We start from the raw sequence: 21,995 nt of genomic DNA on the forward strand, positions 1-21,995 counted from the left end.
GGCGCCCGGAGGCGGAGCCTCACCCCCGGGCGCCGGACGCGGGGTCCCCCTCGCCGGGCGCGGTGTCCGCGTCCCGCTCACCGAAGGGCGTGCCCCCGCTCCACCGGCCGGACGCGGGTCCCCGGGGGCGGCGGGGCGGGTGCGGCCCGTCGCGGCCGTCACCCGGGAGCGGCGTCATCGCTCCCCCTCCCCCCGGGCGCCGGTCCCCCGCCCCGTCCCCGGGCGGGCGGCGGCGCCAGGCGCGTACCGCCAGGGACGTGGGGACCGCCACCAGCACGAGCCACACCAGTGCCGCGGCTCCCACCTGCCACCACACCGGGCCGAACCGGGCCAGCGTCGCCACCCCCAGCGGTCCGCCGGCGAACGCGGCGAGCACGGACAGCAGGGCCGCGCACAGCACGGCCGCCAGCCCCGCCGCACCGGCGGTGCGGGCCCCGGGCCGGGCCGGGGCGGGCGCGGGTCCGCTGCTCGCGGCGCCCCGTCCCGCGAACCACCCCACCACCAGCCCCGCCGTCACCGGCAGCGCCCCCACCGCCCAGTTCGACGTGGCCCCCGCTCCCGCGTCCGGTACCGCCGCGAGCAGCGGGAACGGGGGCAGCGGCGGGACGGGCGGGGAGGACGACGGGGTCACCAGGGTGCCGGTCCCGAGGAGGAAACCGGGGCCGAGGGCGTACGCCGCCGCCCACACCGCGGCGTTCGGCACCAGCGCGACGCAGAGCAGCAGCACCGCCAGCCAGCCCGACCAGCCCTCCGTCAGCCGCAGGAACGCCCGCCGGGCCTCCCCGCCGTGCCGGCCCAGCGACCCCACGAGGAGCAGCGCCCCGCCGCCGACCAGGACCGTCGTCCCCGCCACCGCCGCCCGTACCACGACCCCGGGGCGGCCGTACGGCCCGAGGACCAGGTGGCGGACGCCCCTCGGCAGCGCCGCGCCCAGCACCCGCTCCAGCGGTCCGCTCGGCCGGCCGTACGCCGTCCACACCCCCGCTCCCGCGGCCAGTCCGGCGACCAGCGGCACGCACAGCACGGTCCACTGCCACGCCGGACGCAGCACGCCGCCCGCGCAGTAGAGGGCGGCGGGCGCGCCGACGGCGAGGTAGCCGAGGAGGACACCCGCCCATGCGGTGCGGCCGGGGACGAGCGGGGCCTCGCCGCCGGCGCCGTCCGTACCGCCCTCCGCCGCGTCGCGGGCCGCCCGGTGCAGCAGCCACACCGGCAGCGCGAGCAGCAGCAGCGGCGGGACGCCCACGGGCGCGGGGACGCCGGAGAGCGTGTCGGTGCGGACCAGTTCGGCGCCGTGCGCCAGCAGCCACAGCGCCGCCGCGATGTGCAGGGCGCCGCCGGGCCCGCTGTCGGGGTAGGGCGAGCTGATCCACAGCAGGATCACGAGCACGGTGAACGCCGCGAGCCCCAGTCCGGCCGCGAGGGCGCCGCCGAGGAGGCCGGGGGCGAGCCCGGGCGAGCGGTCGCGCAGCCGGGTGAGCAGGGCGGCCGGCGTGGTACGGCGAGCGGTCATCTGGATCACGCCCGCCATGCTCCCAACGACACGCGCTTTCCCGCCGTAACGGGCGAAGCCCGGCTGTGTCGCCCAATATACGTTTATGTACTTTTCTGGACGGAGGGGCGCCCCGTGACGCGGAGCCCCGCCACCCCGCTCCCCCCGCCCGGTGAACGCCGACGCCTGCGTGAGGCGGGTTCGCTGACCCGGGCTCAGCTCGCGGAGCGTGTGGGTGTGCGGCCCGGCACGGTGCACGCGTGGGAGTCCGGCCGCGGCGCGCCGCGCGGCCGGCGCCGGGAGGCGTACGCGAGGCTGCTGGCCGGCCTGGCGGAGGAAGCCGCCGGTGCGGGGGCGTGCGGGTCCGTGTCCGGCCGTCAGGGGGAGACCCCGGCGGTGGTGACGGTACGCCTGGACACGCCGGGCGGCGACGGCCGGCCGGGAACGGCCGTGCCGGATTCCTCCGCGTTCACGCAGGCGCCCCCGCCGGCGGCCGCCTCCCGCGCGGCGTGCCCGACGCCGGCCCGGGCCTTCGACACCCTGTACTCCTTCTGCGCCCCCGCCCTCGTCCGGCAGGCCTATCTGCTCACCGGCCGCCGCGACCTCGCCCGCGAGTCCGTGGAGCGGGCCTTCCAGCTGGCCTGGGACCGCTGGCCCGAGGTGGCCCGCGACCCTGACCCGGCCGGCTGGGTGCGCGCGGCGGCGCACGAGTGGGCGCTCTCCCCCTGGCACCGGTTCCGCCGCCGCCACCGGCGGTCCGGACCGCCGCCCCCCGACGCGGACGACCGCGCGCTCCTGGAGGCCCTGCTGCACCTGCCGCCGCCGTACCGCCGCACACTCCTGCTGCACGACGGTGTCGGCCTCGGGCTGCCCGAGACGGCGGCGGAGACGGAGGCCAGCACCCGGGCGGCGGCCGGCCGGCTGACGTACGCGCGCACGACCGTCGCCGCACGGCTCCCGGAGCTGTCGGATCCGCGGGAGCTGCGCCGGCGGCTCGCCGGTGCGGCCCCCACCGGGCGGCCGGGGGCGGCCGAACCACCGGTGGTGCGCGGCGGCAGCGAGCGCCGGGCCCGGTTCTGGACCCGGGCCGCCGTCGCGTTCACGGTCGCGCTGATCGGCACCACGGCGCTCGCCCTGCGCACGGCCCCGGCCCGCTACGAACCGCCGGTGCCGCCGGGCGAGACGGTGCGGGGCGTTCCGCCGCGGGTGGCGCCCGGACCCCTCTCGGAGGACGAGCGGGAGCTGCGCGCCCGGCTGCGGGAGGAGCTGCCGCGGGGGCCGGAACGGCTGGCGCCGCAGGCCCGGTGACCGCGGGCGCCCCTGCCGTGGACGCGACAGCCGTGGCGCGACAGTCGTGGACGGGGACGGCGGCGGGCGGAGACGACGGCGGGCCCGCCCCCACCCGGGGAACGGGCCCACCCGTACGTGTCGCTCTGCGCCGCCCGCTCAGCCGGCGAGGATGGCGCGCGCCAGCTTCGCCGTCTCGGTCGGCGTCTTGCCGACCTTGACGCCGGCGGCCTCGAGGGCCTCCTTCTTCGCGGCGGCCGTGCCGGAGGAGCCGGAGACGATGGCGCCGGCGTGGCCCATGGTCTTGCCCTCGGGCGCGGTGAAGCCCGCGACGTAGCCGACGACCGGCTTCTTCACGTTCTCCTTGATGTAGGCCGCGGCCCGCTCCTCGGCGTCGCCGCCGATCTCACCGATCATCACGATCAGGTCGGTGTCGGGGTCGGCCTCGAACGCGGCGAGCGCGTCGATGTGCGTGGTGCCGATGACCGGGTCGCCGCCGATGCCCACGGCCGAGGAGAAGCCGATGTCACGCAGCTCGTACATCATCTGGTACGTCAGCGTGCCGGACTTCGAGACCAGGCCGATGCGGCCCGGCTTGGTGATGTCGCCCGGGATGATGCCGGCGTTCGACTGGCCGGGGGTGATCAGACCCGGGCAGTTCGGGCCGATGATCCGGGTCTTGTTGCCCTTCTCCACGGCGTACGCGTAGAAGGCGGCGGAGTCGTGCACCGCGATGCCCTCGGTGATGACGACCGCGAGCGGGATCTCGGCGTCGATGGCCTCGACGACGGCGGCCTTGGCGAAGGCCGGCGGCACGAAGAGGACGGACACGTCGGCGCCCGTCTTCTCCATCGCCTCGGCGACCGTGCCGAAGACCGGGATCTCGTTGCCGTCGATGTCGACCGACGTGCCGGCCTTGCGGGGGTTCACGCCACCGACGATGTTCGTGCCGTCGGCCAGCATGAGCTTGGTGTGCTTCATGCCCGTGGCACCGGTCATGCCCTGGACGATGACCTTGGAGTCCTTGTTGAGGAAGATAGCCATGGCTGTCTGAGTCCCTCTTCCTTACTTCGCAGCCGCGAGCTCGGCGGCCTTGTCGGCCGCGCCGTCCATGGTGTCCACGCGCTGCACCAGCGGGTGGTTGGCGTCGGAGAGGATCTTGCGACCCAGCTCGGCGTTGTTGCCGTCGAGGCGGACGACGAGGGGCTTGGTGACTTCCTCGCCCCTGTCCTTCAGCAGCTGCAGCGCCTGCACGATGCCGTTGGCGACCTCGTCGCAGGCGGTGATGCCGCCGAAGACGTTGACGAAGACGGACTTGACGTCCGGGTCGCCGAGGATGATCTCCAGGCCGTTCGCCATGACGGCGGCGGAGGCGCCGCCGCCGATGTCGAGGAAGTTGGCGGGCTTGACGCCGCCGTGCGCCTCACCGGCGTAGGCGACGACGTCCAGGGTGCTCATGACGAGACCCGCGCCGTTGCCGATGATGCCGACCTCACCGTCGAGCTTGACGTAGTTGAGGTTCTTCTCCTTGGCCGCGGCCTCGAGCGGGTTGGCGGAGGCCTTGTCCTGCAGGGCCTCGTGCTCCGGCTGGCGGAACTCGGCGTTCTCGTCCAGGGAGACCTTGCCGTCCAGGGCGATGACGTCGCCGGAGGCGACCTTGGCCAGCGGGTTGACCTCGACGAGGAGCGCGTCCTCGGCGACGAAGGTCTTCCACAGGGTGACCAGGACGTCGGCGACCTTGTCGGCGACCTCGGCCGGGAAGTTCGCCGCCTCGACGATCTCACGGGCCTTGGCGGGGGTCACGCCCTCGTTGGCGTCGATCGGGGTCTTGGCGACCGCCTCGGGGCGGGTGGCCGCCACCTCCTCGATCTCCATGCCGCCCTCGACGGAGGCGATGGAGAGGAAGGTGCGGTTGGCACGGTCGAGGAGGAAGGAGACGTAGTACTCCTCGACGATCTCCGGAGCGGTCTCGGCGATCATCACCTTGTGGACCGTGTGGCCCTTGATGTCCATGCCGAGGATGTTGGTCGCGTGCTCGACCGCCTCGTCGGGGGTGGCGGCGAGCTTGACGCCGCCGGCCTTGCCTCGGCCGCCGACCTTCACCTGGGCCTTGACGACGGACTTGCCACCGAGACGCTCAGTGGCTGCGCGGGCCGCCTCAGGCGTGTCGATGACTTCACCGGCCAGCACCGGTACATCGTGCTTGGCGAAGAGGTCCCTCGCCTGGTACTCGAACAGGTCCACGCGCTTCCGTCCCTATCAGTGATCTCGCGGTTCGTTGGATGCGTGGGCGTGCCGCGAAGGGCAACGTGACGTCCGCTGTGTCACAAGGGAGGCGCACACGGTGTCCGAGCGCGCGGCATGTCCGTCTCGCAGGTTATCGCCGCCGGGGGGGCCTCTCTAAATCGCGGGTCACACGTGAGCGGTGATACCTGTCACATGATGCCGCCCTCTCTGGCACGGCGTGCCGGGGTGAGGGGCCTCACCGGACTGGGGCCGGCCCGGTGAGGCCCTGTCGAACAGCCCGGAGGGGCGGCGAACGCCCCGCTGCCCGGGATGCGGGGCGGCGCGCCCCCACCCCAATGGGGCCGGCCGTCCCTGCGCGGGGCTGCGAGCGAACAGGCCGACGGCTTTCGGCTGTCCGGGTTCCGACACCCCGCGGAGTCCTTCTTACCTATGAGTCAGATACGGGTGACACGCGGGGGCGGGCGACGTGGGCGGGGCGGGCGCGGCACGGGGAGCCGTCCCGTGCCGCCTCACCCCGCGTCCGGTACCGGCAACGGCCGCTTCTCGATCGCCGCCGCCATCACCTCCGGGAACAGATCGGGTGTGCAGGCGAACGCCGGCGCGCCCAGCGCGGCGAGCGCCGCCGCGTGCTCCCTGTCGTAGGCGGGCGCCCCCTCGTCGGACAGCGCGAGAAGCGCCACGAACTGCACGCCCGACGCCTTCATCTCCGCCACCCGCTTGAGCATCCCGTCGCGTATCCCCCCTTCGTAGAGGTCGCTGATCAGCACGACCACCGTCTCCGCCGGCCGGGTGATCCGCGCCCGGCAGTACGCCAGCGCCCGGTTGATGTCCGTGCCGCCGCCGAGCCGGGTGGCGAAGAGCACGTCGACGGGGTCGTCGAGCCGGTCGGTGAGGTCGACGACCGCCGTGTCGAAGACGACGAGCCGGGTGTCGACCGACCGCAGGGAGGCGAGCACCGCCCCGAACACCGCCGCGTACACCACGGACGCCGCCATCGACCCGGACTGGTCGACGCAGAGGACGACCTCCTTGCGCACCGACCTCGAGGCGCGCCCGTAGCCGATGAGCCGCTCGGGCACGACCGTCCGGTGCTCCGGGAGGTAGTGCTTGAGGTTGGCCGCGACGGTGCGGTTCCAGTCGATGTCGTGGTGGCGTGGCCGGCTGACGCGGGCGCTGCGGTCGAGGGCGCCGGTGAGGGCGGCCCGGGTGCGGGCGGCGAGCCGCTCCTCCAGGTCCTCGACGACCTTGCGCACGACCGCCCGCGCCGTCTCCCTCGTCGTCTCCGGCATCGCCTTGTCGAGCGACAGCAGCGTTCCGACGAGGTGGACGTCGGCCTCGACGGCCTCCAGCGTCTCCGGTTCCAGCAGCAGCGCGGCGAGGCCGAGCCGGTCGATGGCGTCGCGCTGCATGACCCGGACGACGGAGGAGGGGAAGTAGGTCCGTATGTCCCCGAGCCAGCGCGCCACCGACGGCGCCGACGCGCCGAGCCCCGCCGGACGGTCCCGGCCCGCCCGCGGTTCGTCCCCCCTGCCGTAGAGCGCGGCGAGCGCCCCGTCCATCGCGGCGTCCCGCCCGGACAGCGCGCATCCGGTCCCGTCGGCCGTGTCCCCGCCGAGCACGAGCCGCCAGCGCCGCAGCCGCTCCCGCGCCGGATCCGTGGTCGTGTCCGGCATGTCCGCCTCCCCCTGTGCGTCCGTCATCCCGTCACCCCCGCGCGTCCGTCGCGCGCTCCCCCGTCCCCCTCGTCCGGCCCGAGCAGCAGCCGCACGACCGGCAGCACGGCGTCCGCGCGGGCGGTGTCGGGAGCGGGGGCGAAGCCGGGGGCGCCGGACAGCGCGGCCACCACGTCCGCCCGTGCGCCCGGTCCGCGCCGCACCAGCTCGCCGACGGTGCGCCGCACCCCCGGCTCGTACGTCGAGAACGTCCGCCGCAGCAGCGGCAGCACGTCCGTGAACGCCTCCGCCGGCACGCCCGTGAGCCATGTGTCGACCAGCCCGAGCAGCCGCTCGTCGTGGACCAGGAGCAGTCCGCCGCCGGGGCCGCCGACGAAGCCCTCGATCCAGGCGGCCGCGTCGGCCGGGGGTGTGCCCGGCGACAGCACGAGCCCCATCAGCCGCGCCGCCTCGTCCTGCGCCAGCTCCCCCTCGTCCAGCAGGAGCCGTACGGACCGCCCGCGCAGGACGCCGGGCACGGTGTCCCGTGCGGACAGGGTCCGCAGCACCGACCGCCAGCGGGCGCGCAGCCTCTCGTGGCCCGGTGCGGGCGCGTCGCCGAGGAGGCCCACCGCGCCGTGCACCGCGTCGACGTGGCCCCGCATCTCGTCGGCGGCGTCCGCGTCCAGTGCGGCGCAGGCCGGGGGCAGCCCGACGAAGACCCGCTCGGCGAGACCGGCGGCGACCTCGGCCAGCGCCGCGGTGCCGGTGCCGCGCACGTCGCCGTAGCGCAGCGAACGGACCAGGGCGGGCAGCGCCTGGGCGAGGTGGCCGACGTCCGTGTCGAGGGCCGCGCGGTCGGCGAGGACCCGCATCACCGTGGGCAGCGCTTCGGGCAGGGCGGCCAGCAGGCAGCGCTCGGCGAGCCCGGTGACCTCGGCGAGTCCCCGCGCGCCGACGGCGTCCGCCTCCGCCTTGGCGGTCGCGGCGGCGAGCACGGTCGTCCCCCACACCCCGGCCTCGGCGACCCGCACGGACAGCTCGGGCTCCCAGCGCAGCCGCCAGGTCTCCCGGAAGGTTCCCGTGCCGCCGCGTGCGGCGGCCGGCTCCCCCCAGCCGATGCCGAGCAGCCGCAGCCGGTGCAGCAGTCTGCCGCGCTCCGCGTCGGTCTCCTTGCGCAGGTCGAGCTCCAGCTCCCGCTCCGCCGCCTCCGGTCGCAGCCGCAGCCGGCGCTGGATCCGCGCGAGGTCCCGCTGCAACGGCACGGCGGGCGCCGCCGCCGGCACCTGCCCGAGCACGTCGCCGACGACCAGCCGCTCGCGCACCAGCGCCAGCGGCACGTCGGAGCCCTCGCACATCACCGCCCGTGCGGCGTCGATCGTCTCGGTCAGGCCGGGCAGCGGGCGTCCGCGCAGCGCCGCGAGGGTCTCCGCCAGCCGTACGGCCTCGATGACGTGCGCGGAGGAGACCGTCCGGTCCTCGGCCCGCAGCAGCCCGGCCACCCTGGTCAGCCACCGCTCCACCGGCCGGTCCGGGGCGTCGAACAGGTGCCCGTACCAGCCGGGGGAGTCGATGCCCGCGCCGTAGCCGCTCGCCCGGGAGAGCCTGCGGTGGGTCCAGGGCACCCAGGTCATGTCCGTCCTCACCCTGGGCAGCCCCTTCAGCAGGGCGCGGTCGGCGGCGACGGTGGTCCTCCGCCGCAGCGCCGGCACGTGCCAGGCACCGCAGACCACGGCCACCCCGTCCCCGAACTCCCGCCGCGCCGCCCGCACCTGCAGCCGCATGTACGCCTCGCGCACCGGGTCCCGCCGGTGTCCCCCGCCCCCGTACTCCTCCCGCAGTGCGGCCATGGCCTCCTCGAGCGCGGTGAACGGCGCGACCGCGTCCCCGCCGCCGGCCCCCCGGTGCTCGACGACGTCCTCCCACCACCGCTCGGCGTCGTCGTACCCGGCGGTCTGCGCGAGCACCCCCAGCGGATCGACCCGCACGGCCCCCTCCGCGCCGGACCCGGGACCCTCGTCCTCCTCCCAGGCCAGGGCGTGCGCGGCCGGCAGGTCGATGAAGCGGGCCGGGACCCCGTGCTCCAGCGCCCAGCGGATCGCGGTCCACTCCGGGGAGAACGCGGCCAGCGGCCAGAAGGCCGAGCGGCCGGGCTCGTCCACCGCGTGGGCGAGCAGCGCGACCGGCGGCCGCATGTCCGCGTCGGCGGCGAGCGGGATCAGCGCGTCCGCCTCCGGCGGCCCCTCGATCAGCACGGCGCCCGGCCGGACCTCCTCCAGCACCGCCCGCACGGCCCGCGCGGACCCCGGCCCGTGGTGCCGCACCCCGAGCAGCAGCGGCCCCGCGGCGCCCGCCTTCCCGCCCCTCCCGCCGTTCATCCACCGGCCTCCCGGCAGGCCCGGTAGAAGTCCTTCCAGCCGTCCCGCTCGCGGACCACGGTCTCCAGGTACTCCCGCCAGACGACGCGGTCCGCCGCCGGGTCGCGGACGACCGCGCCGAGGACGCCCGCGGCGACGTCCCCGGCCCGCAGCACGCCGTCGCCGAAGTGGGCGGCGAGCGCCAGCCCGCCCGTGACGACGGAGATCGCCTCGGCGGTCGACAGCGTGCCGCTGGGCGACTTGAGCTTGGTGCGGCCGTCGGTGGTGACCCCGGCGCGCAGCTCGCGGAAGACGGTGACGACCCGGCGGATCTCGTCGATGCCGTCGGGCACGGCCGGCAGGTCGAGGGAGCGGCCGATCTGGCCGACCCGGCGCGAGACGATGTCGACCTCCGCCTCCGGGGTCTCCGGCAGCGGCAGCACCACCGTGTTGAAGCGGCGGCGCAGGGCGCTGGACAGGTCGTTGATCCCGCGGTCGCGGTCGTTGGCCGTGGCGATCAGGTTGAAGCCGCGGACCGCCTGCACCTCCTGGCCCAGCTCCGGTATCGGCAGCGTCTTCTCCGACAGGATGGTGATCAGCGTGTCCTGGACGTCGGCCGGGATGCGGGTCAGCTCCTCGACGCGGGCCGTCATGCCCTCCGCCATGGCCCGCATCACCGGACCGGGCACCAGGGCGTCCCGGCTGGGGCCGTGGGCGAGCAGCCGGGCGTAGTTCCACCCGTAGCGGATGGCTTCCTCCGGGGTGCCGGCCGTGCCCTGCACCAGCAGGGTCGAGTCGCCGCTGACCGCGGCGGCCAGGTGCTCGGAGACCCAGGTCTTCGCGGTGCCGGGCACTCCGAGCAGGAGCAGGGCGCGGTCGGTGGCCAGGGTGGTCACCGCGACCTCGACGATGCGGCGCGGACCGATGTACTTCGGTGTGATCACCGTGCCGTCCGGCAGCGTGCCGCCGAGCAGGTAGGTGGCGACGGCCCACGGCGACAGCCGCCAGCGGGCGGGGCGGGGGCGGTCGTCCTGCGCCGCCAGCGCGGCGAGTTCGGCGGCGAAGGCGTCCTCGGCATGCGGTCGCAGGGTCTGCGCGGGCGGCGCGTCCGCGGGCGCGGAGTCGTCCCGGCTCGGGTCGACGGACGTCGGTTCAACAGGGACGGGCATGGTTGAGTCCCCCTCCAGCTCGGCCGGTCCGGATCTGGCACCAACCGTGCACCACGCCACTGACAATCGCTCTGACCTGCACGGACACAGCCGTCGGGGCGATTGTCAGTGCCGGGATCTAGGTTCGACGGCATGACTCAGCAGGAGGTGCGCTGGACCGCGGACCAGGTGCTGGCGCTGGCGCCCGACTCCGCGTCGCGCACGGCGGGAAGCGAACTCGGCACGGCCGGCCGGTGGTCCGGGGCCGGCCGCTCGGACGAGGGGACGGTGTGGGGCCTGTGCGAGGGCGGTGGGAGCACTCCGTACCGGACGGTCGTCGACGTCGCGGACGCCTCCGGGCCCGCGTACCACTGCAGTTGCCCGGGCCGTGAGTCCCCGTGCGAGCACGCGCTCGGCCTGCTGCTGCTCTGGTCGGGCGGGGACGGGGCGGTGCCGCGGGGGGAGGCGCCGGAGTGGGCCGGGCGGTGGATCGCGGGCCGGCGCGCGCGTACGGGGCGGACGCCGGCCGCGGACGCCCCGGGCCCCGGCGGTCCGCAGGCGGCCCGGCGCAGGGCGGAGCGCCGGGCCGAGCGGGTGACGGCGGGCGCGGTGGAGCTGGAGCGGCGCCTGGCCGATCTGCTCCGCGGCGGCCTGGCGGCGGCCGAGCAGTCGGGGCACGGACGGTGGGAGGAGACCGCGGCCCGCATGGTCGACGCCCAGGCGCCGGGGCTGGCCGCCCGGGTGCGGGAGCTGGGGGCGTTCGCGGGCACCGGCCCGGGCGGGCCGGTGCGGCTGCTGGAGGAGTGCGCGCTGCTCCACCTGCTCTGCCGGGGCTGGCTGCGCCGGGAGCGGCTGCCGGAGGGCCTGGCCGCGACGGTCCGTTCCCGCGTCGGTCTGACCGCGTCGCCGGACGGTCCGGCGATACGCGACCACTGGCTGGTCCTCGCCCAGTACGACACGGCGGACAGCCGGCTGACGACCCGCCGCGCCTGGCTGTACGGCACGGGCTCGGGCCGCACCGCGCTGCTCCTGTCCTACGGTGCGGCGGGCCGCGCCCCCGAGCTCACGCTGCCGGTCGGGCTGGCCCTCGACGCGGAGCTGACCGCGTACCCGGGCGCGGGCCGGCCGCGGGCGGCCCTGGGCGAGCGGTTCGCGCCGGCCGCGCCGACGGACGTACGGCCGCCGGGGACGACGACGTCCCGGGCGGCCGCCCGCTACGGCGAGGCGTTGCGCGACGACCCCTGGCTGGAGTCGGTCCCGGTCACGCTGGACCGGGTGGTACCGGCTCCGGACGGTGACGGCTGGCAGCTGGCCGACGCCGACGAGGACGCCGCCCTGCCGCTGACCCCGGCCGCGCGGTCCCGCCCCGGCCTGTGGCGCCTGGTCGCCCTGTCGGGCGGTGCCCCGGTCAGGGTCTTCGGCGAGTGCGGCCACCAGGGGTTCACTCCGTTGGCGGCATGGCCGGAGGGGCCCGGTGAGGCGGTGCCGCTGTGCTGAGCGGCACCGTCACCCGTGGCCCCGCCCGCCCCGGGAATCTTTCGGACATCACGGGACACCCGGTGCGCACGGGTCCTCGACCGCACCGGGGCGCCCGTCGGAGAGGAAGCTCATGAGCAGGACGACCACCGCCGTGGACGCGTCCCTCCCGGATCCCTGGGAGGAGCTGGTGACCACGGCCCTGCTGGGCACGGACCGGCGGACACCGGCGGGCGCCGTGCCCGGGCCGGACGCCCCGTCGGCCCTGCTGGACGCGGCGGCCGCGGCGACCGTACGACGGCGCGCCGGGCTGCGGCCGGCGCGGGCCGCGGAGCGTCCGCGGCCGGCTCCCGAGGATCCGCGTCCTCCGTTGCCGCCCGCCGCCGCGCGCCGGCTCACGACGCTGCTCGCCGACCGCCCCGGCGCCTCCGGCGGCGGCCGACGGGGCACGGCTCCGGACCTCATGGAGCTGCTGCCCCAGTGGCTGGCGACGGCGAACGCCCGCGGTTTCGCGGCACCCCCGGCCGCGCTGCCCGCCCTGCTCGACGCCGCGCGGGCACGCAGCGACCTGCGCCCCGCGGCGCTGCGGTTCGCGGGGCCGCGCGCCCTGTGGCTGGCCCGGTTCAACCCCGACTGGCGGTTCGCCCTGCGCTCCGCACCGGGCGGGGGCGTCACCGCGCCCCGTCATCACGACGCGGAGGCCGTCCGGCGGCTCTGGGAGGAGGGCCTCTTCGCCGAACGGGTCGCCCTGCTCGCCGTCCTGCGCTCCCGCGAGCCGGCCGCCGCGCGCGCACTCCTCGCGACGACGTGGGCGACGGAGCGGGCGGAGGACCGGCTGATGTTCCTGGACTCGCTGCGCACCGGACTCGGCCCGGACGACGAGCCCTTCCTGGAGCAGGCCCTGGCCGACCGCAGCCGCAATGTGCGGGCGACGGCGGCGGAGCTGCTGTCGGCCCTGCCCGGCTCCGCGCTGGCCGGGCGCATGGCGGTGCGGGCCGGGGCGTGCGTGGCCGTCGACCACACGCGGGACACACCCACGATCGCCGTCGAGGCGCCGCACGAGTGCGACGCGGACATGGAACGCGACGGGGTGGTGGCCAGGGCCCCGGCGGGCCGGGGCGAACGGTCCTGGTGGCTCGGCCAGTTGGTGGAGTCGGCGCCCCTGGGCGGCTGGTCGCGGCGGCTCGGCGGGCGCACGCCCGAGGAGATCGTGGCGCTGCCGGTGGCGGACGGCTGGCGGGACGAGCTGCACGCGGCCTGGTGCCGGGCCGCGGTACGGCAGCGTGACGCGGCGTGGTCCCGGGCGCTGCTCGGGAAGCCCTCCGCGCCGGAGGCGGGCGGTCCGGGAGCGGTGTCGCTGGCCGAACGGGCCGAGCTGCTCGGCACGCTGGACGCCGCCGAACGGGCGGAGTGGGTGGCCGGGTTCATCGAGACGCACGGTCTGTCCGAGGCGTTCCAGCTGCTCGGGGTGTGTGCCGTGCCCTGGGCGGCGCCGGTCGGACGGGCGGTGGTCGACGCGCTCGACATCGCGCGTGACGCAGGGAGTTATCCATGGAGTTTCAGCGGAGTCATGGGCCTGGCCGAACGCTGCCTCGACCCGTCGGAGGCCGACCGCCTCGACGCACTCCTGGCGACGCCGGACGAGCCGGAGAACGCGTCGCCCGGATCCGGCGGCTACTGGTCGGAGGCCTTCCAACGCCTGGTCGCCACGCTGCGCCTGCGCGCGGCCATACAGGCGGAGCTGACTTTGGCCGCCCCCTGACCGCCCGGGGCGGGACGTCCTCCTCCGGCCGCGTCCGCGCGGGCGACCGCCCCGCGTCCACCGCGGACGGTCGGCCCTCCTCCGGTGTCCCCGACGCCGGGGAGGCGCTCCGCGAACGCCGGGCAGCGCGCCCCGTCCCGTGCCGGCCCCGGGGCGAACGCGCCGGGGCGTCCGGTCCGGTCCGGCGACCTGCCGGGGCCCGGCCGCCGCGCGCGGGACGCCCCGGAGGCGGTCTACGCCTCCGCCGGCTGCCGCACGTTCGCCCGCACCCAGTCCACGATGGACGCCGTGGTCGCCCCCGGGGTGAAGATCTCCGCGACGCCCTTCTCCTTCAGCGGAGCGATGTCCGCCTCGGGGATGATCCCGCCGCCGAAGACCAGGATGTCCGCCGCGTCCCGCTGCTCGAGCAGCTCGATCACCGCCGCGAAGAGCGTGTTGTGCGCCCCGGAGAGGATGGACAGGCCGATCGCGTCGGCGTCCTCCTGGATCGCGGTGTCGACGATCTGCTCGGGGGTCTGGTGGAGTCCGGTGTAGATCACCTCCATACCGGCGTCGCGCAGCGCCCGCGCGATCACCTTGGCCCCGCGATCGTGGCCGTCGAGCCCCGGCTTGGCCACCACCACGCGGATCGGACCGGCTGCCACACCCATCACTGCCTCCATGAAGCGACTACATCCATCCGTACCGACAAGTACCGCACACATCGCCCGGATCCCCCGGTCCGAACCGGCCGGGGAAGTGAACGAACGTTATCCCCAGCATCCCGCAACCGGCAGTTTCACGGTGCGCGGGGAGGGGCAAATCACACGCAGGGACACGTTCACCGCGCAGCGTTCCCGGCCCCCGCGGCCCGCACACCGCGCGCCCGTGCACCACTCGGGCAACGGTGGGAACATGCGTACAAGGGATTCGCACCGAGGTCGCCGCACCAGCGCGCCCCCTCCGCACCTCACACGCGCGCGCCGTCGACCGCTCTCGTAGCGATGCCCCACGAGGGCACATGGGGGACAGGGCCGTCCTCCCGCGTGCCGACAGGAGGTCGGCCATGAAGGTCACCCAGGCAGCTCTTCCCTTCCTGCCGCTCTGCCGGCGCCTTCTGCCGGCCCGGCTGACGGATCTCCCCCTGACCCTGCTGAAGGCGACCGCGCTGGAGCTGGCGATCCTGGCGGGCCACCTCCTGCTCTATCCCGTCGGCATCGTCCAGGAACGCAGGGGCGCGAGCCCCGCGCCGCCCGTCCCGGACGGCACCGCGGAGCTGCCGGCCAGGGCCAAGCCCCCGGTCGTGCTGCTGCACGGCTTCATCGACAACCGGTCGGTCTTCGTCCTGCTGCGCCGCAGCCTCGCCCAGCACGGCAGGCAGCAGATCGAGTCGCTCAACTACTCGCCGCTGACCTGCGACATCCGCATCGCGGCCGAACTGCTCGGCCGACACATCGAGCAGGTGTGCGAGCGCACGGGCAGCGACCGGGTCGACGTGGTCGGGCACAGCCTCGGCGGGCTCATCGCGCGGTACTACGTGCAGCGGCTCAGCGGTGACACCCGCGTGCGGACGCTCGTCACGCTCGGCACCCCGCACGCCGGCACCCGCGTCGCACCGCTGGCCAACGCGCACCCCATCGTGCGCCAGATGCGCCCCGGTTCGCCGGTGCTCGAGGAGCTCGCCCGGCCCGCACCGGGCTGCCGGACGCACTTCGTCGCGTTCTGGAGCGACCTCGACCACATCATGGACCCGTTGGAGTCGGCGTGTGTCGAGCACCCCGACCTGACGGCGGTGAACGTCCGGGTGAGCGGCGTCGGGCACCTCGCCCTGCCCGTGCACCCGGCCGTGGCGACCCGCATACGGCAGGCCCTGGACACGGCCCGTCCGGGAGAACCCTCCACCGGCCGCCCGGAAGGCCTCACGGTGGCCTGACGGCGACCCGACGGACCCGCTCCCGGCGCCGGCCCGCCGCGCGGAGGGGACGCGACACGCCCGGCACGGGCACCGCGGGACGACCGGGACCGTTCGCCCCCTCGGCGGAAATCCGAACAGCAACGGTCCGGGACGGCCCCTTTACCGCCGCCGAACCGCTCACGCTCTCGAACACATCTCGAACAAAAAGCCAAGACAGCGCCCGTCGTCCGCCAAAAGACAACCGAATGCCCGTTTCCTGCGCGCGCGAAACCTGGGGAAGATTGTCGTGCCCGCATACCGCCGGGTACAGTCGCCGCACTGCTCTGGCAGCCCCTGTTGTCGAGGCGAAAGAGAAGTTGGTGAACGACCGTCACCCGTCGGGGACCATGGCCCCGGCCCCGGCTTCCGATGCCGCCTCGGCGCCCCACGCGTCGTACGGCACCCAGGAAGCCCCGTACGGCGACCTCACCACGTACGGCGAGTACGGCGCCACCGGTTTCGCCGCCACCCACTACGGGACCGGCGACCACACCGCCGGGGCCTTCGTCCCCGATCCCCTCTTCGGCGACCTGCCGGGCAACGCCCACGACACGGGCGCTTACGAGACCGGGCACTGGCCCTCGGGCGGTCACGACACCGGACAGTACGACGGGTACGCGGCCCCGTACCCGTCCGCGTACGACACCGGCGGTCACGACGCGACCGCCTGGACCACCGGCCACCACCCGATGACGGTGATCCCGTCGCAGGCCACCTCGCCGGAGAACAGCGGCCAGTGGGACACCGGTGAATGGCTCCGGTCCGACGGGGCCGGGGACCCCGCCGACCGGACCCAGCAGTGGGACTGGGGCACACAGACCTTCGACAGCGGCGTCTACGACGCCACGCAGTGGAACTCCGACGGCGGCGGGACCGCCGCCCCGGCGCCCGCGTCCGACGCCTACGAGCCGCAGGCCGAGCCCTTCGGCCAGGAGCCCCACGAGGCCCCCGCCGCCGACGAGCCCGCCGACACCGGTGAGCTGCCCGCGGTGCACCTGCTCGACGGGCAGGAGGAGACCGTTCCCGCCCCGGCGCCGCGCGCGGCCTCGCGCGCCGGGTCCCGTTCCCGCCGCCGTACGCCCGCCAGGCGCTCCGCGCTGCTGACGGTGGCCGTCCCCTCGGCGTGCGTGATGGGCGTCGCCGGCATCGCCGCGGCCTCGGTCGGCAGCCTGACCGACGACGGCGGCCAGGACACGGCGACGAGCGCGGCCGACGCCCAGCCGGTGAAACCGTCCGCCGCCAACATCAAGCTGGACACCCAGCTGGAGAGCCTCGCCGCCGGCGCCGACGACTTCGCCGACCGGGCCAGCCGCACCCAGGAGCGCATCGACCTCAAGGCGCAGCAGGAGGCCGAGCGCAAGCGGGCGGCGCAGGAGGCGGCCCGCAAGGAGCGGCTGCGGCCGAAGTTCGCGCTCCCGGTCGTCCAGCACGGGCTCAGCGCCTACTACGGCCAGTCCGGCATCAACTGGATGTCCGTCCACACCGGCATCGACTTCCCCGTCTCGTACGGCGCGACGGTGATGGCCGCGACCGACGGCACGGTGCGCACGCAGTACAACTCCGCCTACGGCAACATGATGATCGTGACGGCGAAGGACGGCACGGAGACGTGGTACTGCCACCTCTCCAGCTACCGGGTCCCCTCCGGTACGGCCGTGAAGGCCGGCGACCCGATCGCCTTCTCCGGGAACTCCGGCAACTCGACCGGCCCGCACCTGCACTTCGAGGTCCGCCCGGCCGGCGGCGCGGCGACCGACCCGCTCGCCTGGTTCCGCAGCCACGGCCTCGACCCGTCGTAGGGGCCTCCCCACGACGGGTCCCGGCCCGCGGCTACAACTTCTCCACCGGCGCGTACCGCAGCAGCAGACGCTTGGGCTTGGTGTCCCCGAAGTCGATCGTCGCCTCCGCGTTCGCCCCCGCGCCCTTGACCGCGACCACCGTCCCGAGGCCGAACTGGTCGTGCGTGACCCGGTCCCCGGCCGCCAGCGACACCACGGGCTTCTCCGCGGACCGCCGGGTGGCGAAGCCGGAGGCGCCCGACGCCGACGAGCGCGAGCGGGACGACGACAGCGAGGCCGCCACTCCCGACACCGGCCCGGAGGGCACCGGCGCGCTCGCCCCGGTCCGCTTCCACTCCAGGTGGGCGGCCGGGATCTCCTCCAGGAAACGCGAGGGCGGGTTGTAGGAGGGCTGGCCCCAGGCGCTGCGCAGCGTCGACCGGGTCAGGTACAGCCGCTCGCGCGCGCGCGTGATGCCGACGTACGCCAGGCGCCGCTCCTCCTCCAGCTCCTTGGTCTGGCCGAGGGCGCGCATGTGCGGGAAGACGCCGTCCTCCATGCCGGTGAGGAAGACGACCGGGAACTCCAGGCCCTTGGCGGTGTGCAGGGTCATCAGAGTGATGACGCCGGAGCCGTCCTCGTCCTCGTCGGGGATCTGGTCGGAGTCGGCGACCAGGGCGACCTGCTCCAGGAAGTCGGACAGCGCGACCGACTCGCCCTCGCCGCGCTCCTGCTCGAACTCCAGGGCCACGGCGGCGAGCTCCTGGAGGTTCTCGATCCGGGTCTCGTCCTGCGGATCGGTGGAGGCCTGCAGCTCGGCGAGGTAACCGGTGCGTTCGAGGATCGCCTCCAGGACCGTCGCCGGGCCCGCCCCGGACTCGACGACCGTACGGAGGTCCTCCATCAGCGTGTTGAACCGCTTCACGGCGTTCGTCGAGCGCGCGGCCATGCCGTACGCCTCGTCGACGCGCCGCAGCGCCTGCGGGAAGCTGATCCGCTCGCGCTGGGCGAGGGCGTCGATCATCGCCTCCGCGCGCTCGCCGATGCCCCGCTTGGGGACGTTGAGGATGCGGCGCAGCGGCACCGAGTCCTCGGGGTTGGCGAGCACCCGCAGGTAGGCCAGGACGTCCCGGACCTCCTTGCGCTCGTAGAAGCGGACGCCGCCGACGACCTTGTAGGGCAGGCCGACGCGGATGAAGATCTCCTCGAAGACACGGGACTGGGCGTTGGTGCGGTAGAAGACGGCGACGTCGCCCGCCTTGGCCTCGCCCGCGTCGGTGAGGCGGTCTATCTCGTCGGCGACGAACTGGGCCTCGTCGTGCTCGGTGTCCGCGACGTACCCGGTGATCCGCGCGCCGGCGCCGGCGTTGGTCCACAGGTTCTTGGGGCGGCGCGACTCGTTGCGCTCGATGACGGCGTTGGCCGCGCTCAGGATGGTCTGCGTGGAGCGGTAGTTCTGCTCCAGCAGGATGGTGGTCGCGTCCGGGTAGTCCTCCTCGAACTGGAGGATGTTGCGGATCGTCGCGCCGCGGAAGGCGTAGATCGACTGGTCGGCGTCGCCCACCACGCACAGCTCGGCGGGCGGGACCTCGGCCTCGGAGGGTGCGCCGGCGGGGTGCTCGGAGCTGCCGACGAGCTCACGGACCAGGGCGTACTGGGCGTGGTTGGTGTCCTGGTACTCGTCGACCATGACGTGCCGGAAGCGGCGGCGGTAGTGCTCGGCGACGTCCGGGAAGGCGCGCAGCAGGTTGACCGTCGTCATGATCAGGTCGTCGAAGTCCAGCGCGTTCGCCTCACGCAGCCGGGACTGGTAGAGCGCGTAGGCCTGGGCCAGGGTCTTCTCGAAGCCGTCGGCCGCCCGGGCGGCGAAGTCCTCCTCGTCGATCAGCTCGTTCTTCAGGTTGCTGATCCTGGCGCTGAAGGACTTCGGCGGGAAGCGCTTGGGGTCGAGGTCCAGGTCGCGGCAGACCAGGGCCATCAGCCGCTTGGAGTCGGCGGCGTCGTAGATCGAGAACGACGACGTGAAGCCGAGCCTCTTGCTCTCGCGGCGCAGGATGCGCACGCACGCGCTGTGGAACGTCATGACCCACATGGCGCCCGCGCGCGGGCCGACGAGCTGCTCGACGCGCTCCTTCATCTCGCCCGCGGCCTTGTTGGTGAAGGTGATCGCGAGGATCTGGCCCGGATGGACGTGCCGCTCGGCCAGCAGGTGGGCGATGCGGTGGGTGAGCACGCGGGTCTTGCCGGAACCGGCGCCGGCCACGATGAGCAGCGGGGAGCCGGAGTGCACGACGGCGGCGCGCTGGTTGTCGTTCAGCCCCTCCAGCAACGCGGCGGTGTCGATCACCGGGCGCGGGGCGCCGTCACGGTAGTAGGCGTCCCTGTCCGGCGGCACGTCGAACTTCCCGCCGAACAGGTCGTCCGGGACCTGCTCCGGTACGTGCTCGTCCTCGGGCGGCGGCGGGGGTTCGTCCTCGGGGCCCCGCTGGGCCTGGAGGTCCGCCAGGAAGCTGTCGTCAAAGAGGCTGCTCATCGCTCTCCGAGTCTAGGGCGCTCCACCGACAACCCGGGGCCGCCCCGGGAACATCCCCGGAATCCGGCGGCCGGGGCGGGACGCGCACCCTCCAGAACCACCTCCTCACCCTGGGTGACACCACCCGCAAGGTCACGAAAACGTATCGGGCATATCACCCGTCAACCTTCACAGGGGCCGCACCGGTTGGCTACGGTGCGGGCGGGCCGTACGACCCCCACCGGCGAACCCCGCCGGGCCGCGCGGCCTCCGCCGAGTCCGTCACCGCCCGCGCGGCAGCCGGAGCCGGGGGCCCACCGGGACCATGGGGTGAATCGGCCCACTCCCTCACGGGGAGGCCGTAGGGCAACCCTTCCGAACCACCCGCCCGAACCCTCCCCCAGTGCCTGAACGGCCCGGGGGGACCCCTACCGCTCACCCGGTGGGCGGAGCTTTGGAAGGAGTCGCCTCCCTTGGCGTCGCACCGCAAGTCGCGCATCCCCGGCACCCGCGTGGCAGGCATACGGACCCCGGCCCTCGCCACGGCCGCCCTGACCTCCGTGGCCCTGCTGTCCCAGACCGCGGGCGCCGCTCCCTCGGACGACGGCAGGCCGAGCCTGGAGGAGGTCGAGAAGAAGGTCGACGACCTCTACCGCCAGGCGGAGTCGGCGACCGAGAGGTACAACGCGGCCAAGGAGAGGACCGCGAAGCAGCGCAAGCGGGCCGACACCCTCCTCGACGACGTGGCCGAGCGCACCCAAAGGCTGAACGACGCGCGGGAGGAGCTGGGCTCCTTCGCCGCCGCCCAGTACCGGACCGGCGCCGGCCTGCCCGACACCGCGACCTTCCTGCTCGCGGACACCCCGCAGGACGTCTTCGACCAGCGCCAGGTGATGGACCGGATGACCGGCCGGCAGAAGGAAGCGGTCGACGACTACGTCACGCAGCAGTCCGAGACGATGAAGAAGCGCCGGGAGGCCACCGAGAGCCTCCGGACGCTCACCGAGACCCAGGGCGATCTGAAGACGGCCAAGGCCACCGTCCAGAAGAAGCTCGCCGACGCGCGCGAGCTGATGGCCGAGCTGACCGCCGAGGAGAAGGCGCGGCTCGCGGCGATCGAGAGGAGGAAGCGGGGGGAGGCCGCCCGCAAGGCCGCCGAACTCGCCGAGCGGCAGAAGGACCGGGAGGAGGCCGCCGCCCGGCAGGACGGCGGCACGTCGGGCGGCACCGCGGAGTCCTCCGGCACGGCCACCGCGTCGTCCGCCGGCTCCTCGTACGGCACCGAGGCCGAGAAGGCCCTCGCCTTCGTCCGCGCGCAGATCGGCAAGCCGTACGTCTGGGGCGCCACCGGCCCCGGCTCCTACGACTGCTCCGGCCTCACCCAGGCCGCCTGGAAGGCCGCCGGCGTCACCCTCCCGCGCACCACCTACGACCAGGTGAACGCCGGCACCACGGTCCCCGTCTCCCAGGCCCGCCCCGGTGACCTCGTCTTCTTCTACGACGACGTCACCCATGTGGGCCTCTACATCGGCAACGGAATGATGATCCACGCGCCGAAGCCCGGCACGTACGTCCGCGAGGAGTCCGTCTACTACGACGGCGAGTCCTCGATCCACAGCGTGGTGCGCCCCGCCTGACCCGCGCGGCGGCGCGGAGCCCGGCCCCGCCGTGGGTGGCGGCCGCGGCCCGGCCGGCGGTCGCCGCCGGGGCGGTCGGCTCCGCGCGGACCGCGGTCCCGTCCGAGCCCGTGGAAGCGGGGGATCAGGTCCACAGCACCGCGATGAAGACGTTCGTCACGGTCAGCAGGCCGACCAGACCGAACAGGCCCTTGTCCACCTTCTCCTCGTCCCGCTTCACGTAGACCAGGCCGAGGATCACGATCAGCAGGGCCAGCTTCACGCCGATCTTGACGTTGTCGACGGAGTGGCCCTGGGCCTGGTGGAGGCCGACCAGGGCCACACCGGTGACCAGCATCGTCAGCGCACCGTGCAGCATCGCGGGGACGAACCGGGCGGCACCCCGGCCCATCGCCTTCATCTGGGTGAGGAAACCGCCGAGGAGCGACGCGATGCCGATGATGTGCAGACCGACGAAGAAGTGGATGAGTACGTCCATGAGGCCGGAGCCTAGCCACAGCCGCCCCGTACCATTCCGGCACCCTCGTCCGTCCCTCCTCCGTCCTATCGGTCATCACCCTGAGTGAAGCAAGCCAAGGCCGAGCAGGGTGCTTGTCACTTACGGTCACCCGGCGATCCGCTCGCGTCACTTCCGCACAACCCGTCACCGGGGCCGCGCGGCCGGGCCTAGCGTCCTCGTCCAGGTGACCGGTTCTCCACCGCCGCCCGCCCAGG

The 21,995-nt window shown here is 74.8% G+C and carries 15 protein-coding genes; 6 read left to right on the forward strand and 9 right to left on the reverse strand.

The window, feature by feature from the left end; genetic code table 11:
• Positions 1–19: 19 nt before the first annotated feature.
• On the reverse strand, positions 20–1,531 hold the full coding sequence (locus ABTY20_RS15305) for a cell division protein PerM (protein ID WP_351997483.1): 1,512 nt from the start codon (positions 1,529–1,531) through the stop codon (positions 20–22).
• Positions 1,532–1,627: 96 nt separating this feature from the next.
• On the opposite strand from ABTY20_RS15305, the gene ABTY20_RS15310 reads away from it, so the two are divergent.
• On the forward strand, positions 1,628–2,800 hold the full coding sequence (locus tag ABTY20_RS15310) for a helix-turn-helix domain-containing protein (RefSeq protein WP_351997484.1): 1,173 nt from the start codon (positions 1,628–1,630) through the stop codon (positions 2,798–2,800).
• A 138-nt stretch (positions 2,801–2,938) separates the two neighbouring features.
• Here ABTY20_RS15310 and sucD read toward each other — a convergent pair whose 3' ends face one another.
• From sucD to ABTY20_RS15335, 5 genes are all read right to left on the reverse strand, one after another.
• Positions 2,939–3,823 (reverse strand): succinate--CoA ligase subunit alpha, encoded by an 885-nt coding sequence (gene sucD / locus ABTY20_RS15315; RefSeq protein WP_351997485.1) that lies wholly within the window; start codon positions 3,821–3,823, stop codon positions 2,939–2,941.
• 21 nt (positions 3,824–3,844) lie between these two features.
• Positions 3,845–5,023: an ADP-forming succinate--CoA ligase subunit beta gene (gene sucC, locus ABTY20_RS15320; protein WP_351997486.1), complete on the reverse strand. Its 1,179-nt coding sequence runs from the start codon at positions 5,021–5,023 to the stop codon at positions 3,845–3,847.
• A 512-nt stretch (positions 5,024–5,535) separates the two neighbouring features.
• Positions 5,536–6,726 carry a VWA domain-containing protein gene (locus ABTY20_RS15325; protein WP_502991814.1) on the reverse strand — a complete coding sequence of 397 codons (1,191 nt, stop codon included), beginning with the start codon at positions 6,724–6,726 and terminating at the stop codon, positions 5,536–5,538.
• Positions 6,723–9,056: a DUF5682 family protein gene (locus ABTY20_RS15330; protein WP_351997487.1), complete on the reverse strand. Its 2,334-nt coding sequence runs from the start codon at positions 9,054–9,056 to the stop codon at positions 6,723–6,725. The genes ABTY20_RS15325 and ABTY20_RS15330 overlap by 4 nt, the downstream gene beginning before the upstream one ends.
• Positions 9,053–10,204: an ATP-binding protein gene (locus ABTY20_RS15335; protein WP_351997488.1), complete on the reverse strand. Its 1,152-nt coding sequence runs from the start codon at positions 10,202–10,204 to the stop codon at positions 9,053–9,055. The genes ABTY20_RS15330 and ABTY20_RS15335 overlap by 4 nt, the downstream gene beginning before the upstream one ends.
• Positions 10,205–10,336: 132 nt before the next feature.
• Between ABTY20_RS15335 and ABTY20_RS15340 the strand changes: the two genes are divergently transcribed.
• Both ABTY20_RS15340 and ABTY20_RS15345 read left to right on the forward strand, forming a co-directional pair.
• Entirely contained in the window at positions 10,337–11,680 is a 1,344-nt protein-coding gene (locus tag ABTY20_RS15340) for an SWIM zinc finger family protein (protein ID WP_351997489.1), read from the forward strand.
• Positions 11,681–11,792: 112 nt separating this feature from the next.
• Complete coding sequence (locus ABTY20_RS15345) at positions 11,793–13,421, forward strand: DUF5691 domain-containing protein (RefSeq protein ID WP_351997490.1); 1,629 nt, start codon at positions 11,793–11,795, stop codon at positions 13,419–13,421.
• 233 nt (positions 13,422–13,654) lie between these two features.
• Here the strand turns inward: ABTY20_RS15345 and icmB are convergent, their stop codons facing one another.
• Positions 13,655–14,071 (reverse strand): coenzyme B12-dependent isobutyryl CoA mutase small subunit, encoded by a 417-nt coding sequence (icmB, locus tag ABTY20_RS15350; protein ID WP_351997491.1) that lies wholly within the window; start codon positions 14,069–14,071, stop codon positions 13,655–13,657.
• Between the two features lie 395 nt (positions 14,072–14,466).
• Between icmB and ABTY20_RS15355 the strand changes: the two genes are divergently transcribed.
• On the forward strand, positions 14,467–15,333 hold the full coding sequence (locus ABTY20_RS15355) for an esterase/lipase family protein (protein ID WP_351997492.1): 867 nt from the start codon (positions 14,467–14,469) through the stop codon (positions 15,331–15,333).
• A gap of 227 nt (positions 15,334–15,560) precedes the next feature.
• Positions 15,561–17,153: a M23 family metallopeptidase gene (locus tag ABTY20_RS15360; RefSeq protein WP_351997493.1), complete on the forward strand. Its 1,593-nt coding sequence runs from the start codon at positions 15,561–15,563 to the stop codon at positions 17,151–17,153.
• A gap of 31 nt (positions 17,154–17,184) precedes the next feature.
• Here ABTY20_RS15360 and pcrA read toward each other — a convergent pair whose 3' ends face one another.
• The gene (gene pcrA, locus ABTY20_RS15365) at positions 17,185–19,665 is read right to left on the reverse strand and encodes a DNA helicase PcrA (RefSeq protein ID WP_351997494.1); all 2,481 of its coding nucleotides are present in this window, start codon (positions 19,663–19,665) and stop codon (positions 17,185–17,187) included.
• 452 nt (positions 19,666–20,117) lie between these two features.
• Between pcrA and ABTY20_RS15370 the strand changes: the two genes are divergently transcribed.
• Complete coding sequence (locus tag ABTY20_RS15370) at positions 20,118–21,281, forward strand: C40 family peptidase (RefSeq protein WP_351997495.1); 1,164 nt, start codon at positions 20,118–20,120, stop codon at positions 21,279–21,281.
• A 124-nt stretch (positions 21,282–21,405) separates the two neighbouring features.
• Here ABTY20_RS15370 and ABTY20_RS15375 read toward each other — a convergent pair whose 3' ends face one another.
• The gene (locus ABTY20_RS15375) at positions 21,406–21,759 is read right to left on the reverse strand and encodes a hypothetical protein (protein ID WP_351997496.1); all 354 of its coding nucleotides are present in this window, start codon (positions 21,757–21,759) and stop codon (positions 21,406–21,408) included.
• Between the last annotated feature and the right edge of the window lie 236 nt (positions 21,760–21,995).

It is taken from the genome of Streptomyces sp. NPDC126497, assembly GCF_040302425.1.
Taxonomy (GTDB): domain Bacteria; phylum Actinomycetota; class Actinomycetes; order Streptomycetales; family Streptomycetaceae; genus Streptomyces.

Excerpts from the sequence above, each read along its gene's own strand:
- icmB (WP_351997491.1), bottom strand. The coding sequence starts at position 14,071 with ATGGGTGTGGCAGCCGGTCCGATCCGCGTGGTGGTGGCCAAGCCGGGG.
- ABTY20_RS15360 (WP_351997493.1), top strand. The coding sequence starts at position 15,561 with ATGCCCGTTTCCTGCGCGCGCGAAACCTGGGGAAGATTGTCGTGCCCG.
- ABTY20_RS15345 (WP_351997490.1), top strand. The coding sequence starts at position 11,793 with ATGAGCAGGACGACCACCGCCGTGGACGCGTCCCTCCCGGATCCCTGG.
- ABTY20_RS15375 (WP_351997496.1), bottom strand. The coding sequence starts at position 21,759 with ATGGACGTACTCATCCACTTCTTCGTCGGTCTGCACATCATCGGCATC.
- ABTY20_RS15340 (WP_351997489.1), top strand. The coding sequence starts at position 10,337 with ATGACTCAGCAGGAGGTGCGCTGGACCGCGGACCAGGTGCTGGCGCTG.
- ABTY20_RS15335 (WP_351997488.1), bottom strand. The coding sequence starts at position 10,204 with ATGCCCGTCCCTGTTGAACCGACGTCCGTCGACCCGAGCCGGGACGAC.
- ABTY20_RS15330 (WP_351997487.1), bottom strand. The coding sequence starts at position 9,056 with ATGAACGGCGGGAGGGGCGGGAAGGCGGGCGCCGCGGGGCCGCTGCTG.
- sucD (WP_351997485.1), bottom strand. The coding sequence starts at position 3,823 with ATGGCTATCTTCCTCAACAAGGACTCCAAGGTCATCGTCCAGGGCATG.
- pcrA (WP_351997494.1), bottom strand. The coding sequence starts at position 19,665 with ATGAGCAGCCTCTTTGACGACAGCTTCCTGGCGGACCTCCAGGCCCAG.
- ABTY20_RS15325 (WP_502991814.1), bottom strand. The coding sequence starts at position 6,726 with ATGACGGACGCACAGGGGGAGGCGGACATGCCGGACACGACCACGGAT.
- ABTY20_RS15305 (WP_351997483.1), bottom strand. The coding sequence starts at position 1,531 with ATGGCGGGCGTGATCCAGATGACCGCTCGCCGTACCACGCCGGCCGCC.
- ABTY20_RS15355 (WP_351997492.1), top strand. The coding sequence starts at position 14,467 with ATGAAGGTCACCCAGGCAGCTCTTCCCTTCCTGCCGCTCTGCCGGCGC.